The organism is Saccharopolyspora sp. NPDC045941, from assembly GCF_056431445.1.
In genome coordinates this window covers 75,897-91,028 of the sequence record NZ_JBWKKU010000008.1, presented here as the reverse complement: position 1 = coordinate 91,028, position 15,132 = coordinate 75,897, and the positions used below count along the sequence as shown (strand labels likewise).

The window sequence follows — 15,132 nt, the reverse complement described above, 5'->3', positions numbered from 1 at the left end:
CCCCACCCGAACCTGCCCAACCACGAGGAGCGAGGTCGACCATGACGACGTCTCCGGTCACCGCCGATCACGACCTGATCGCGAGCGCGACCAACCGGGCACGCGGACTCACCGAACCGCTGCTGCGCAACATCATCGAAGCGCTGGACCCGTCGCTGGCCGCGATCGGGTCCTACCACTTCGGCTGGCAGGCCGACGAGCCCTACACCGCGGGCAAGGCGATCCGGCCGACCATGGCGATCCTCGCCGCGGAGGCCGTCGGCGCCCCGCCTTCGGCCGCGCTGCCGGCCGCGGCCGCCGCCGAGCTGGTGCACAACTTCAGCCTGATCCACGACGACATCATCGACGGCGATGAGCAGCGGCGCGGCCGGCCTTCGGTGTGGAAGGCCCACGGCGTGCCGGCGGCGATCCTGATCGGCGACGCGCTGCACGCCGCCGCGTTCGAGCTACTGCTCGGCACCGGCCAGCCGAACGCGGCGGCGGTCGCGGAGCGGCTCGCGGTCGCGATGCGCGAGATCGTGATCGGGCAGGTGCAGGACATCGAGTTCGCCGGCCGCCCCTGGTCGGGCCCGCAGGCGGTGCTGCTCGACGAGTACCAGGCGATGGCCGAGGCGAAGACCGGCGCGTTGCTGGCCTTCGCCGCCGCGGGCGGCGCGCAACTCGCCGAGGCTCCGCCCAGCGCCGTGCGGACCTTCGACGTCCTCGGCCGCCACCTCGGCTTGGCCTTCCAATGCACCGACGACGTGCTGGGCATCTGGGGTGATCCGGCGGTCACCGGGAAGCCGGTCTTCGGAGACCTGCGCGAGGGCAAGAAGACCTTGCCGGTCATCGCCGCGCTGACCACCGACACGCCCGCTGGAGCGCGGCTGGCGCCGCTGCTCACCGAGGGCCTGCGCGACGACGCCGGGCTCCGGCTGGCCGCCGAGCTCGTCGAAGAGGCCGGTGGCCGGAAGTTCGCCGAGCAGGAGGCGGCGAGGCACCTCACCGGGGTTGGCGAGTGCCTGGACTCGCTGGACATGCCCGACACCGTCCGAAAGTCCTTCGAGGCACTGGCGAACACGCTGATCGGAAGGACGCGGTGACCAGAGAACTATCCACAACGGACCGGGTGGAACAGGCGATCCACGCCGCCGAACAGGTTCTGCTCGGCGCGGCGGGCATCGGCTCCTGGCCGAATCCGCGCCGCGCTGCGGTCTCCGGTGCCGCCGGCGCGGTCCTGGCCCTGCACTTCGCCGACGCCGATCGGTCGGCGGAGCTGATCGCCGACGGCGTCTCGTGGCTGCTGCGGGTGCAGAACCCCGACGGCGGCTGGGGCACCCTCGAAGGCTTCCCCAGCGACTTCGTCGCGACCGCGATGGCCACGGCGGCGTTGCACCTGGCGGCGGGGCCGGACGGCGCGGACAGCGTCTCCCGCGCACGCGACTGGATCGACAGGCGGGGCGGCGTGGCGGGACTCGACGACCCGATGATGGGCCAGCTGTGCGGCCTGGTGCTGTCCATCGCCGGCCTGCAGGACGCGAACCGGTTGCGACGGGTTCCGATCGAGCTGATCCTGCTGCCCGCCGCGCTGCGCAGGCGGCTGCTGTCCTACCTGACCCCGCCGTTCCTGGCCCTGTCGTTCATGCAATCCCGGCAGCGCAAGCACAATCCGCTGACCCGGGCCGTCGACCGGCTCGCCCGACCGGTCGCGGCACGACTGCTGGAGGCGTTCGACCAGCAGGAAGGCCGCGTCGGTTCCTATGGCGGTGATCCATGGCTCACCGGCCTGGTGTGCACGGCGCTGACCCGGGCCGGCGCCGCCCCGGAGCCGGCCCGGCGTTCGGTGGAGTACCTGCGGATGACGGCACAGCCCGGCGGTTCCTGGCACCTGATCCACGGCGTCGAGGCCGAACGGGTGGAAGTCACCGGCATGGCCTTCAGCGTCCACGGGCTGGCGCAGGCGGGCCACTCCGCCGATCCGCGGCTGCTCCGGGCCCGCAGTTGGCTGGCCGGGTGCCAGCAGCTCGAACCGTCCGAGGTGTACGCGAGCCCGGCGGGCGCGTGGGCCTGGACCGGCCGCAAGGGCTGGCCGAACGCACTGGAAACCGTTCTGGTGCTGCGGATCCTGGTGGCCGGCGCAGAACTCGATCCGGACACCGAGCGGATCATGCGGCGCGGCATCGCGTGGCTGATCGCGCAGCAGGACAAGCGTGGCTCGTGGAGCACTTTCGTGCGGAACACCCTGGTGCCGCTGGACGGTCCGTGCCCGTTCATCACCGCGCTGGCGATCGAGATCCTGCACGGCGTCGGCGTCGCCACTTCGGACCCGCCGATCCGCCGCGCCCTGCGCTGGCTGAAGCGGCACCAGGCGCCTGACGGGTCGTTCGAGGCCAGGTGGCATCGCGGCGGCGTGCCCGCCACCGCCGCCGTGGTGCACGCGCTGACCGAGCTCGGCATGCGCGGGCATCCGGTCGCGACCAAGGCCCGGGACTGGCTGCTGGCCGCGCAGCTCGACGACGGTTCGTGGACCACCGGGCGCGGTGATCAGGACGGCACCCCGGACGAGACCGGGCACGCGACCCGCGCGCTGGTGGCCTGCGGCGAGCGCGAAGCGGCGCGGCGCGGCGCCGAGTGGCTGGTCGCCGCCCAGCAGCCGGACGGCCGGTGGGAGCCGGGCCAGACCTGCATCTACATCCGGGACTACGTGCACTACTCGGATCCGCTGATCGCGCAGGGGTTGGCGATCGGTGCGCTCGCGGCGTATCGGGAGGTGAGCAATGGCTGAGTCCTACGACGTCGTGGTCGCCGGGGCCGGTGTCGGCGGCCTGGCGGCCGCGCACGCGCTCGGCGCGCGGGGCTTGCGGGTGCTGTTGTCGGAGAAGCAGCGGCAGCCGGTGGCGATCCCCAAAGGCGAAGTGCTGCAACCGAGTTCGATCCGCATCCTGCGGGAATGGGGCGTGCTGCCCGAGTTGCGGGACCGCGGCGCGGTGCAGTTGGACCGGCTGGTGATCCGCGAAGCCGACGGCCGCGAGGTGATGGTCTTCGACTACGCCGCGCTCGCCGGTCAAGGCCACCACCTGCTCAGCCACGACTACCCGGAAATTCTCGGCGTGCTCGCGGACGGCCTCGCCGACGACGTCGAGTGGCGGCGCGGTGCGCTGGTCAAGGACCTGAGCCGGGATGCGAGCGGGCGGGTGGACGGGGTCGTGGTCGCCGAAGGCGACCGGACCTACGAGGTGCGCGCACCGCTGGTCGTCGCCGCCGACGGCCTGTCCTCCCGGCTGCGCAAGCTGGCCGGGATCACCACCGACCCCGTCGAATACGCCCACCGGTTGGCGTCCTTCGAGCTCTCCGGCGGACCGGAGCTGCCCAGCGAGGTGTCCGCCTACCTCACCGACCGCGGCCTGCGGCTGCTCTACCCGTTGCCCGGCAACCGGATTCGGCTCTACGTGCAGGTGGGTGCGGACGAACTGCGCGGCATCAAGAAGGACGAGCTGACTGCGTGGTGCGACGGGCTGGCGGCCGATGCGCCGTCGCTCCGGCCGCTGCTCGAAACGTTGCGGGCGAGTCTCGACACCCGGCAGTTGCTGAAGCTGTGGCGGTTCACGGCATCCAGGATGTCGGTGCCCGGACTGGCCATGGTCGGCGAGTCGGCGCACGCCGTGCACCCGATGGCCGCGCAGGGCATGAACACCGCCATAGCCGACGCGCACGCCCTGGCCGGGCTGGTCGGCGACGGCCCGCTGCAGAAGTCCGCGGTGGACACGGCGTTGGCGAGCTACCAGAAGGCGCGCGCCGGTTGGGTCCGCCACATCGACCGGATGAGCCACGATGCGACCCGGATGATCACCGACACGTCGTGGGCGGGCAAGGTGATCGGCCGCCGGATGCTGCGCCACACCAGCCGGAACAGCCGCTTGCGCTACGTGGCGACCTACAACATGGCCGGGCTGGGCATCCGCCCGTTCACCGTGCTGGACCGCATGCACCAGCTCGGGCTGCCAGATCCGCGAGCGGGAAGGACCCCGGCTTGGGCGTGAACGGACGAGCAGTGGTGCTGGGCGGTGGCCTGGCTGGTGTGCTGGCGGCGTCCGTGCTCGCCCGGCACCTGGATTCGGTCGTCGTGGTCGAGCGCGACCGGTACCCCGACGGCCCGGTCGTCCGCAAGGGCGTTCCGCAGGCGCAGCACGGGCATCTGCTGCTGACCGGCGGGGTCCGGCGGCTGGACGCGCTGCTGCCCGGCGTCGTCGACGAGCTGTTCGGGCACGGCGCGCGCCGGCTCGGGCTGCCCCGCGACGTGGTGTCGCTGACCGCGCAGGGCTGGATGCCGCGGTTCCGCGAGACGCGCTTCGCGCTGTCCTGCAGCAGGGCCCTGCTGGACTGGGTCGTCCGCAAGCGGGTGCTCGGCGACGGCCGGATCCGGGTGGAGGAGGACACCACCGCGTTGCGGCTGTGCGGCGACGGTGCGCGGGTGGCCGGGGTGCTGGTGCGGGACCGGGCGTCCGGGCAGCCGCGGCTGCTCGAAGCGGACCTCGTCGTCGACGCGACCGGGCGCGGTTCGAAGGCCCCGGAGTGGCTGCGGCTGCTGGGACTACCGGAGGTGCGCGAGGAGCTGGTCGATCCCGGACTCGCCTACGCCACCCGCCTCTACCGCGTGCCGCCCGGTGCACCCGCGGACTTCCCCAACGTCTCGATCCAGGCCGAACCCGGCAACGGTCGTCCCGGCCGGGCTGGGGTGATCTTCCCCATCGAGGGCGACCAGTGGTTGGTGACCCTTTCCGGCACCAGGGGCGCGGAACCTCCGGTGGACGACGCGGGTTTCGAGCGGTTCGCCCGGGCGTTGCCGCACCGGGTCATCAGCGAGCTCATCGCCGCCGCCGAGCCGCTTGGCCGCGCCCGCGGTTACCGCAACAACGCCAACCGCCGTCGCCGCTTCGACCGGCTCCGCCGGTGGCCGGACGGCTTCCTGGTGATCGGCGACGCGGTGGCGACGACGAACCCGACCTACGGGCACGGCATGTCGGTGGCGGCCGGCGAAGCCGTTGCCCTGCACCGGGGGCTGCACCGACATCGGCTGCGCCCGGGGAGCTGCCGCCGCATCCAGCGCGAGATCGCCGCCGCCGCGCAGGCGTCCTGGATGATGGCGACCAGCCAGGACCGGCTCTACCCGGACGTGGTCGGCGGCGGGCCCAGCCGCGCCTTGTTCGTGCAGAAACGGCTGACCGACCGCCTGCAACGGGTCGCCGCCGAGGACCCGGCCGTCTTCGACGCGCTGTTGCAGGGCCACACGCTCTCCGGAGTGCCGTCTCCGCTGGTCATCCCCCGGGTAGTCCGGGGCTTGCTCCGCGGCGGCGCCCGCCCGGACCACGGCGACCCGCCGTTCACCCCTGCCGAACGAGCCGTGTTGGCACCGCAGGACCCGCCCGAAGGAGGCAAGGCTTGACCGATCAGATGGCGTTCACCGAGGACGAAGTCGCGCAGTTCTACGACGGCCTGGAGAAGTTCCTCTCCTCCTGGCTCGGCGAGAGCATCCACTACGGCTACTGGCCCGGCGGTGCCGGTGGCTCGTTCACCGAGGCCCAGGACCGGCTGACCCACCTCCTCGGCGACCGCCTCGCGCTGCGCCCCGAACACCGGCTGCTCGACGTCGGCTGCGGAACCGGCCGCCCCGCCACGCTGCTCGCCCAGTCCTCGGGTTGCGCGATCACCGGGATCACCATCAGCCAACGGCAGGTCGAGACCGCGCGGGAGCGCACGGCCGGGATCGCGGGCAAGGTCGGCTTCGAGCTCGTCAACGCGATGGAAATGCCTTATGCCGACGGCGAATTCGACGCCGCGATGGCGCTGGAATCGCTGCTGCACATGCCCGACCTGAAGCGTGCCCTGGCCGAGGTGCGGCGCGTGCTGCGACCGGGTGGGCGCTTCGTCGTCGCCGACTTCTTCGAGGTGTCGAAGGCGTCGGCGCCACCGGGCGGCCTCCCGTTCAACCCACCGCCGCCGCTGGACGAGCTGACCGACCGGATCCGGACTGCGGGATTCGAGGTGATCGACGTCCTCGACATCACCGAAGCCACCCGGCCGACCTACGCGGAGCTGCTCGCCGCGGTGCGCGCGCAGCGATCCACATTGGACTCCATCCGGGACGCCCGGATCGCGGAGCAGGTCCAGCGGGCCATCCCGCTGATCGTCGAACACGCCCAAGAGCACACCGGCTACGCGGTTCTCACCCTCCGCAGAAGCTGAAAACACCACTGCCTCAGCGGGGCCAAGGAATGAGCGTTTTTCATCCTGATCGGCCCGCAGCCGCGGGTCGCAAAGCTGCACGTCGATGGGCTGTCGCATGCGCCGCAGGCGCATAGCCCACCCTCGCAACCGGCACCGCCGCGGGTTCACGGTGCCCACCCCTCCGGGGTTCCCTCGGCGAGGACGGCCCTGACGCCGTGTATTGGGCATACATAAGTCAGGGCATCCACAGTCCAGGGAGCCTCTGTAACTCCCGCAGGGGGGCCGCTACCCGCACCGCCACGCAAAACGAGGTTGGAAAAACCTCAAATTGGAAGGAAGAACCGACTTGACCGACCAGAGCACGTTCACCGCGGACGAAGTCGCGATGTTCTACGACCAGCTGGAGGAGTTCTTCTCCGCCGTGCTCGGTGAGAGCATCCACTACGGGTACTGGCCCGATGGCATCGATTCGCCATCGCTGACCGACGCCCAGGACCGGTTGACCGCGCTGCTCGGGGAGAAGCTGGCGCTCGGCCCCGAGCACCGGCTGCTCGACGTCGGCTGCGGGACCGGCCGCCCCGCCACGCTGCTCGCGGAAGCCCTCGGCTGCGGCATCACCGGCATCACCATCGCCGAGCGCCAGATCGAGGCGGCCGACCAGCGCGCCGCTGCCGCCGGGGTCGCCGACCGGGTGCGTTTCCAGTTCGCCGACGCAATGAGTATGCCGTTCGCCGACGACGAGTTCGACGCCGTCCTGGCCCTGGAATCCCTGCTGCACATGCCGGACAAGAAGCGCGCCTTGGCCGAGGAGCACCGGGTGTTGCGGCCCGGCGGGATCCTGGTCATCGCCGACTTCTTCGAGACCAAGCCGCTGCCGCCAGGCACGGTGCCGGACGCGGCGGTCGACGTGCTGCCCAACCACGTGCCACCGCCCCTGGACGAGATGACCGGCCTGGTGCGCGAGGCCGGGTTCGAGGTGACCGAGGTCCTCGACATCACCGAGCAGACCCGGCGCTCCGGCGAGGCGATCCTGGCCGCGATCGGCTCCTACCGGCCCGCGGTGGATTCGGTGCAAGGCGAGCGGATCGCCGAGCAGGTCCAGCAGGCGATACCGCTGATCGTCGAACACGCCCAAGAGCACACCGGCTACGTCGTGCTCACCGCGCGCAAGGCGGTGTCGGCATGACCGCGGCCGAGCAGCGGTTCTGCCCGTTCGACGTGGGCGAGGAGTTCCGGCGGCTCCGGGAGGACGATCCGGTCTCCCGCATCGAGCTGCCCAGCGGAACACCGGCGTGGTTCGTCGCCCGGCACGCCGATGCCCGCCACGTCCTCACCGACGAGCGGCTCAGCAGCGTCGACGCGTCCCGGCTGATGCGGCCGGGCGCGGGCGACGACCAGGTCGCGCCGCCCGGCCCCGGGGTGCTGCTGTTCTACGACCCGCCGGAGCACACCCGGCTCCGGCGCATGCTGGCAGGGAACTTCACCGTTCGGCGGATGAACCAGCTGCGGCCGATGGTGGAGTCGATCGTCGCCGCCCAGCTCGACGAGATGGCGCGAGCTGGCTCGCCGACCGACTTCGTGCGCTCGTTCGCGCTACCGGTGCCTTCCCTGGTGGTCTGCGAACTCCTCGGCGTGCCGTACGCGGACCGCGCCGAGTTCCAGCGGCGCACCGCCGCGCAGGTGGACCTGGCAATGGGCGAGGAACACGCCGCCGCGTTGTGGGCCGAGTCGACCGAGTACATGGCGCGGCTCGTCGTCGACAAGCGCGCCCATCCCACCGACGACCTGCTCGGGCGGCTCGTCGCCGAGCACGGCGAGGAGCTCTCCGATACCGAGCTCGCCGGTATCGGCGTCTTCCTGCTCGGCGCGGGCTACGAAACCACGGCCAACATGCTCGGGCTGGGCACGTTGCTGCTCCTGCGCCATCCGGAACAGCTCGCCCGGCTGCGCGACGCCACGGGCGACGGGACCGCGGTCGACCGCGCGGTGGAAGAACTGCTGCGGATCCTGACGGTCGTCAACAACGCGGCGATGCGGCAGGCGAAGGAAGACACCACCGTTGGTGGGCAGCTCATCCGCGCTGGGGAGTTCGTGCTCGTCTCGCTGGGCTCGGCCAACCGGGACGACGCGGCTCACGAGCGCTCCGACGAGTTCGACATCGGGCGCGTTCCCGGCGCGCACATGGCTTTCGGCCACGGCATCCACCACTGTCTCGGCGCGCCGCTGGCGAGGCTGGAGATGCAGATCGCCTTCCCGGCGCTGCTGAAGCGGTTCCCCGCGCTGCGGTTGGACGTGCCGTTCGACGAGATCGAGTACCTGCCGCGGTCCCTGGTGCACGGCGTGCGCGCCCTGCCGGTGGCGTGGTGAAACGGGAGGCGCGATGACCGACGTCCAGCACGAGGCCCCTGCGTTCCCGATGGCCCGGCCACCGGGCTGCCCGCTGGACCCACCCGCGGAGTACGGGCGGATGCGGGCCGAGGCCCCGGTGGCCCCGGCGGTCCTGCCCGACGGCAGCCGGACCTGGTTGATCAGCCGGTACGCCGACGTGCGCGCGGTGCTGCGCGACCCGCGGGTCAGCGCCGACCTGCGGAAACCCGGCTTCCCGATCATCTCCGCGGCCGAGCGCACCCTGGTCGACGTCGGCTTCCACCCCGGGTTCATCCGGACCGACCCGCCCGAGCACGGGCAGCTCCGCCGGATGGTTTCGGCGGACTTCACCATCAGGCGCGTGAAGGCGTTGCGACCGGCCATCCAACGGCTGGTCGACGAGCGCGTGGACCGCATCATCGACGGCCCGAAGCCGGTGGACCTGGTCGCGGAGCTGGCGCTGCCGGTGCCGAGCACGGTGATCTGCTGGCTGCTCGGGGTGCCCGTCGCCGACATCGGCAAGTTCAACGAGTGGACCCGAGCCGTGGTCGACGCCGACACGACCCCCGAGCAGACCCAGGAGGCCAACGCGGCGATCCTGGGCTACTTCGACGAGCTGATCGCGATCAAGCAGCGGGAACCGGCCGACGACATCGTCTCCCGGCTCGTCCGGCAGCACGAGGCCGGCAAGCTCACCCGGCCCGACGTGCTCACCACCTCGATGCTGCTGCTGGTGGCGGGGCACGAGACCACCGCCAACATGATCTCGCTCGGTGCCCTCACCCTCCTGCAGCACCCGGAGCAGGCCGCCGCGCTGCGCGAGAACGCAGGTCTCGCCTCCCGCGCGGTCGAGGAACTGCTGCGCTACCTGTCGATCTCGGAGTTCGCCACCACCCGTGTCGCCACCGAAGACCTGGAAGTGGGCGGCCGGCTCATCCGCGCCGGTGACGGGATCGTGGCCCTGACGCCGTCGGCCAACCGGGACGCGACGGCCTTCCCCGATCCGGACACAGTGGACATCCGCCGGAAGTCCAGGCAGCACGTCGCCTTCGGCTTCGGACCGCACCAGTGCGTGGGCCAGTCGCTGGCCCGGGCCGAACTGCAGATCGTCTTCCCCACGCTGCTGCGGCGAATTCCGGGCCTGCGGCTGGCCGTTCCCGCCGAGGAACTCCGCTACAAGCTCAACGAAGGCATCTTCGGCGTGCTGTCGCTCCCGGTGGACTGGGACTGAGCCCGCCAAGGCCCGAGCTTCGGCCCGCGTCGTCACCACGCCATCCATCGTCGACGGGTCTGCGGCTCTGCCGGCCATTCTGTTGCGGAGGAGAGCATCACCAACAAAGAGAACGGCCCGCCGCAAGAAGGTCCAGGCCGAACGCGAACGGGGCAGTTTGGACACCGCGCGCACGATGTCCGCACTGCCCCGCCTAGTCGTCAGGACCAGAAGAAGCCGGGCCCTTCGACGGTGGTGACGGTCACCCCTTCGCGCGGGTCGTACGTGCCGCCTCCCATGGTCTCATCGTTGCTCGCGATGCGGATCTCGTACCGCTCCGTGCCGCTGATGCCGAGCGTGATGCACTGCCCGTCGGGAACGATCACAGTGGACGAGTTCGAATCCGGGAAGGCGGCGTAGGAGTCGTAGCCTCCCTTGGAGCACAAGGTGAACTGGCCCGGGGTGGCGGCTGCGGCGGTGCCGGCCGTCGCCGTGACCAGCGCCGCACCCAGGGTTGCGACCAGCACGAGACCGCGGCCGGCCCGACGCTTGGTTGACTGCTTCATCATTGGTGAATCCCTTCATCGGATGTCGATCGCACCACCGATTCAACCGAGAACTTCCACCGCGAAAGGGAAACTGCCGCCATGCGGCGACGTTCGGGCATGTGCGGCTGCCCGAACGTCCCCCTTCGCCCGCGACTTCAGCCACTGCGCCCACACCGCCACCAACGCTCCCCGGAATTCCGATGAGGTTTTTCCAACCTCGTTTTGCGTGGCGGTGCGGGTAGCGGAACCTCAAAGGCTCCCTGGTCTGTGGGTGCCCCTCCTGATGTATGTCCAATACACGGCGTCAGGGCCGTCCTCGCCAGGAAGCCTCTGAGAACCCGCGGCGGTGCCAGTGTCGTAGGTGGGCTATGCGCCTGCGGCGCATGCGACACCCATCGACGTGCACCTTTGCGGCCCGCGGCTGCGGGCCGACCAGGATGAAAAACGCTCAATGAAACGTCGCCGCCGCGCCCCGGGCCAGATCTTCACCAGAGCCCGCATTCCGCCGCCGTTGGCACACAGACCTGCACCTGCGCACACCTTGGTGGGCGTTCGAAGAACGCGGGCGGCCGGACTTCGGCTCCGGCAGGCAGATCAGTGGTCCGGTGCTTCGCAGGTATGCTTCAGGGCGGCGGCCTCTGCCTCGACGAACCGGCGGATGCGGCCCGCCATCACCGGCGCCAGCAGCACGGCGAAACCGCCGGTGAAGTCGATCCGCAACCGCACTTCGCTGCCCACGTCCGTGGCCTCGATCCGGTGCGTGGCGACCATCCGGCTGCCCCCGAATCGGGTCGCCCAGACGAACGAAGTGCCCGGTTCGACCTCGACCACGGCCCAGACGGCGGCGGCGACCCCCGGCTGCTTGACCAGGAACCGGTGGCCGACCCGCAGTTCACCGTCCAGCGCCGCGATCGAGGTCGCGGTGGGTGTCCACTCGGGCCAGTTCAGCACGTCCGCCAGCACCGCCCACACCTCGGCCGGAGATGCGGCGATCGCCACGGTGGTCTCGTGTCGCATCGCGTGCACCATACCGCCGAACGACCGAGTTCCGGCCGACTTGGCGAAACCTCGCCGCGGGAACAGGACGAGCCGATCGCAGCTCTCGGCCATCCATGCGACTCGCGATCACTGCTCGTCCAACGCGTTGATCGAATAAAAGGACACCAAGATCCCGGTGCTGACCCCCGCGCCGGCTACCGCCTCGAACTGACCGTCAGCACCGGTCTGCCGCTGCGTGATCAACCATTCGTCGCAGCGAGAGACACGGATCGTGAAATAGCTCTGGGCTGAACGCGGGTTCTCGACCACTGGGGAGTGAAGGTGGCCCGATCCGGTCGCCAGTGGTTCCGCGGCTGTGGGATACAGGAGTTGTCCCCTTCGCCAACGTTCGAGAGGTCAGGGTGCGCGAGTTGCCCACATCCTCCCCATGGCAAGCCGGTCTTCCACCGTCGCCGCGCACGGCAAGAACCAATCCTTTGTGGATGATCGCATTGACCGTGCTGCGCTCCTGACCCGATTTCCACCCCGGCGGGGATCTTCCCAGAACAGACGGGTTCGCCGCCGTTCGCGCCGCGCGCGGGCGGCGTGGTCCCGCGCGTGTGACACGAGGAGTCCGATGCTCACTGATACCGCCACGACGTCCGGCGACGCCGCGCTGAAGCAGAAGGTGTCGTCGCTCATGAGCACCCTGAAATCCGACCTGTGCGACCTGGTCAGGATCAGGTCCACGGCAGACGGCGCCACCGCGGAAGCGGCCCACAAGGTCGTGTCGCTGCTGAAGGGGGCCGGGGTCGGCAACGCCACGACCGTTGACCTCGGGCCCGGCAAGGCGCCACTGGTGCACGGCAGCGTCACCGGCCGGACGGGCAAGCCGACGGTCCTGCTCTACGCGCACTACGACGTGCAACCGGCCGGGTCATGGGCCGAGACGGAAGCCTTCACGCCCACGGAGGTGAACGACCGCTTGCACGGGCGTGGCGCGGCCGACGACAAGTCCGGGATCATGATGCACGTCGGCGCGCTGCGGGCATTCGACAACAACCCGCCGGTGAACCTGGAGATCCTCATCGAGGGCGAGGAGGAGAGCGGCACCGGCTCGCTGGAGGAGTACCTCGCGAAGCCGGAGAACAAGGACAGGTTCAAGGCCGACGCCTACGTCGTCGCCGACACCGGTGGTATCGCGGTCGGGCGCCCGGCGCTGACCGCCACGCTGCGCGGGATCGCCCAGGCCGACGTCACGGTGCGGACGCTCAACGCGCCCGTGCACTCGGGGATGTACGGCGGTCCGGCCCCGGACGCGTTCATGGCGTTGACCCGCATCCTGGCGACGCTGCACGACGACAAGGGAGACGTGGCGGTCGAAGGACTGCTCAGCAAGCCGTGGACCGGTGCCGGCTATCCCGACGAGACGACCTACCGGCAGAACGCGGGTGTGCGCAGCGACGTACCGCTGATCGGCACCGGGTCCGTGGCGCAACGGCTCTACTTCAAACCGTCGATCAACGTGACCGGGCTCGACGGGGCTCCGCCACCCGTGCACCGGTCTCTCAACGCGCTGCAGCCCGAGGCCACCGCCCGCGTGAGCATCCGGCTGACGCCGGGGCAGAAGCCCACCGACGCGGTCGCGGCGCTGCGCAGGCACATCGACCAGCACCGCCCGTGGTCCCTGCCGGTCGAGGTGACCTACGCCGGCGGCGGCGAGGGCTTCGAAGCCCGGACCGGCTCGACCACCTTCGCCAAGGCCCAGGCGGCGCTGCAGGAGGCGTACGGGCAGGCCCCCACCACGCTCGGCCAAGGCGGCTCGATCCCGCTCGTCAACCTGCTCCAGGCCCGCAAACCTGACGCGCCGGTGCTGCTCTGGGGCTGCGAGGAGCCCGCTGCCCGCATCCACGCGCCCGGCGAGAGCGTCCACCTCGGCGAACTGCAGCGGATGACGCTCGCCCAGGCCCTGTTCCTCAAAGCCCTGTCCCAGCAGTGATCACGTGGAGGATGAGATGACCGAGCAGAAACCACCCGAACTGGACGACAAGTCGTTCGAGCTGACCAGCAAGGGGCTCAGCGACGAAGAGCGCAAGGCCCGGCTCGGGGAGCTGAAGAACTATCTGGACTACTACCAGGAGCGCTTCCTCGGCTACCAGGTGAACCAGGACCTGCACTCGGTCCGGGAGGACCTGTCGCACTTCCTCGGCGTGCACACCAACAACATCGGCGACCCCTACGTCGACTCCAACCTCGCCACGCACACCAAGCCGCTGGAGAAGGCGGTGCTCAAGCGGTACGCGGAGCTGTGGGGCATCAGCCCGTACGACCGGTCCAGCAGCGAGAATGCGTGGAAGAGCGCGTGGGGCTACGTGCTGTCCATGGGCAGTTCCGAGGGCAACGTCTACGGGCTGCTCAACGCCCGGGACTACCTGTCCGGCAAGATCCTGCTCGCCAACCCCGGCGACGACCCGGGTCTGCTCATGTCGCAGGCCACGGCCAGCGCGCCCTACCTGGACACGCCGGCCAAGCGGGCCAACGCATTGCAGCCGGTGGCGTTCTTCTCGCAGGACAGCCACTACTCGGTCGCCAAGGCCGCGCACACGCTCGCCATCCCCACCTTCGGTGAGGTCGGAAACAAGTACTACAGCGGGTCCCACGAGTACCAGACCTGCGGCTACCACGACGGCTGGCCCGCCGAGATCCCGTCCAACGCGGACGGCAGCGTCAACATCGACCGGCTCGTGACCACTGTGGACTTCTTCGCCCGGAAGGGGCACCCGGTACTGGTGGTCTGCAACCTGGGCACCACGTTCAAGGGCGCCTACGACAACGTTGGGAAGATCGCCCAGCGGCTCCAGAAGGAGGTGTTCAACCGCTACTCGATGGGCGAGCGGGAGTTCGCCGTCAACACCAAGAAGGGCACGCCGATCAAGGACAAACGGCAGGCGTTCTGGATACACGTGGACGGCGCGCTGGGCGCCTCCTACCTGCCGTACCTGAAGAAGGCGCACGACGCCGGGATGCTGGGCGACGAGAAGGTCGACATCCCGGACTTCGACTTCCGCATCCCGCAGGTCTGCTCCATCGTCACCAGCGGCCACAAGTATCCCGGATCGCCGTGGCCGTGCGGGGTCTACATGACGCGCCGCGAGTTCGAGATCCAGCCACCGCCGATGGCCGCCTACGTGGCCTCGCCGGACACCACGTTCGGCGGATCGCGCAACGGTTTCTCACCCATCGTGCTGTGGCACCAGCTCGCCAGGTACTCCGAGGAGGAGCAGGTCCGCCGCATCGCCGCGAGCGTCAAACTCGCCCGCCAGACCTACCACAAGCTCAAGGAACTCGGGAAGCGGCTCGGCAAGGACCTGCGCCCCGGCTACACGCCGGAAACGCTCAGCCTGCAGTTCCTGCAACCGAACAAGCACATCGTCCGCAAGTACTCGCTGGCGAGCGTCCCGATCGACGAGACGACCACGCTGTGCCACCTGTTCGTCATGCCGCACGTCTCCGAGGACGGCGCGCTGAAGAGCCTCCTGGAGGACCTGGAGACCGACCGCACGGCGTTCGAGCACGACGGCGCCGGGGGCCAGGCCGCACCGCCCGTGGCGTACCAGGCGGCGGAGACCGCCGAATGGCAGGCCCTGCTGGGCACCAACCGCGGGTTCATGTGACCCGCTGACCCCGGCCGGGGCGGACCGCGCTGCGACCGCCCCGGCCGCAAACCCGCGGCCGGCAGCCGACGGAATTCAAGGACGCATGCCACGTCACGAACCACCGGGAACTTCATTTTTCCCGGACGCTCACGGAGGCATGCGACGGCGC

Annotated in this window: 13 protein-coding genes; 10 read left to right on the top strand and 3 right to left on the bottom strand. The window is 70.3% G+C overall.

Annotation, left to right across the window (positions count from 1 at the left end; genetic code table 11):
- Positions 1–41 precede the first annotated feature (41 nt).
- The 8 genes from AC07FN_RS08660 to AC07FN_RS08625 all read left to right on the top strand — a co-directional run bounded on the left by AC07FN_RS08660 (position 42) and on the right by AC07FN_RS08625 (position 9,802).
- Positions 42–1,082 (top strand): polyprenyl synthetase family protein, encoded by a 1,041-nt coding sequence (locus AC07FN_RS08660; RefSeq protein WP_478395069.1) that lies wholly within the window; start codon positions 42–44, stop codon positions 1,080–1,082.
- Positions 1,079–2,764 carry a prenyltransferase/squalene oxidase repeat-containing protein gene (locus AC07FN_RS08655; protein ID WP_478395068.1) on the top strand — a complete coding sequence of 562 codons (1,686 nt, stop codon included), beginning with the start codon at positions 1,079–1,081 and terminating at the stop codon, positions 2,762–2,764. Before AC07FN_RS08660 ends, AC07FN_RS08655 begins: the two co-directional genes overlap by 4 nt.
- Positions 2,757–4,019, top strand: a complete 1,263-nt coding sequence (locus AC07FN_RS08650; protein WP_478395067.1) for an FAD-dependent oxidoreductase — start codon at positions 2,757–2,759, stop codon at positions 4,017–4,019. Before AC07FN_RS08655 ends, AC07FN_RS08650 begins: the two co-directional genes overlap by 8 nt.
- Positions 4,016–5,422, top strand: a complete 1,407-nt coding sequence (locus AC07FN_RS08645) for an NAD(P)/FAD-dependent oxidoreductase (protein WP_478395066.1) — start codon at positions 4,016–4,018, stop codon at positions 5,420–5,422. Before AC07FN_RS08650 ends, AC07FN_RS08645 begins: the two co-directional genes overlap by 4 nt.
- Positions 5,419–6,222, top strand: a complete 804-nt coding sequence (locus AC07FN_RS08640) for an SAM-dependent methyltransferase (RefSeq protein WP_478395065.1) — start codon at positions 5,419–5,421, stop codon at positions 6,220–6,222. Before AC07FN_RS08645 ends, AC07FN_RS08640 begins: the two co-directional genes overlap by 4 nt.
- A 328-nt stretch (positions 6,223–6,550) precedes the next feature.
- Positions 6,551–7,390, top strand: a complete 840-nt coding sequence (locus AC07FN_RS08635) for an SAM-dependent methyltransferase (RefSeq protein WP_478395064.1) — start codon at positions 6,551–6,553, stop codon at positions 7,388–7,390.
- The gene (locus AC07FN_RS08630) at positions 7,387–8,571 is read left to right on the top strand and encodes a cytochrome P450 (RefSeq protein ID WP_478395063.1); all 1,185 of its coding nucleotides are present in this window, start codon (positions 7,387–7,389) and stop codon (positions 8,569–8,571) included. The genes AC07FN_RS08635 and AC07FN_RS08630 overlap by 4 nt, the downstream gene beginning before the upstream one ends.
- Positions 8,572–8,584: 13 nt before the next feature.
- Complete coding sequence (locus AC07FN_RS08625) at positions 8,585–9,802, top strand: cytochrome P450 (RefSeq protein WP_478395062.1); 1,218 nt, start codon at positions 8,585–8,587, stop codon at positions 9,800–9,802.
- A gap of 200 nt (positions 9,803–10,002) precedes the next feature.
- Here the strand turns inward: AC07FN_RS08625 and AC07FN_RS08620 are convergent, their stop codons facing one another.
- From AC07FN_RS08620 to AC07FN_RS08610, 3 genes are all read right to left on the bottom strand, one after another.
- Positions 10,003–10,350 (bottom strand): hypothetical protein, encoded by a 348-nt coding sequence (locus tag AC07FN_RS08620; protein ID WP_478395061.1) that lies wholly within the window; start codon positions 10,348–10,350, stop codon positions 10,003–10,005.
- A gap of 573 nt (positions 10,351–10,923) precedes the next feature.
- Positions 10,924–11,346 carry an SRPBCC family protein gene (locus AC07FN_RS08615; protein WP_478395060.1) on the bottom strand — a complete coding sequence of 141 codons (423 nt, stop codon included), beginning with the start codon at positions 11,344–11,346 and terminating at the stop codon, positions 10,924–10,926.
- Between the two features lie 108 nt (positions 11,347–11,454).
- Entirely contained in the window at positions 11,455–11,637 is a 183-nt protein-coding gene (locus AC07FN_RS08610; RefSeq protein WP_478395059.1) for a hypothetical protein, read from the bottom strand.
- Positions 11,638–11,944: 307 nt separating this feature from the next.
- Between AC07FN_RS08610 and AC07FN_RS08605 the strand changes: the two genes are divergently transcribed.
- The gene (locus tag AC07FN_RS08605; protein WP_478395058.1) at positions 11,945–13,306 is read left to right on the top strand and encodes a M20/M25/M40 family metallo-hydrolase; all 1,362 of its coding nucleotides are present in this window, start codon (positions 11,945–11,947) and stop codon (positions 13,304–13,306) included.
- Positions 13,307–13,322: 16 nt separating this feature from the next.
- Complete coding sequence (locus tag AC07FN_RS08600; protein WP_478395057.1) at positions 13,323–14,981, top strand: pyridoxal-dependent decarboxylase; 1,659 nt, start codon at positions 13,323–13,325, stop codon at positions 14,979–14,981.
- The last annotated feature ends 151 nt before the right edge of the window (positions 14,982–15,132 follow it).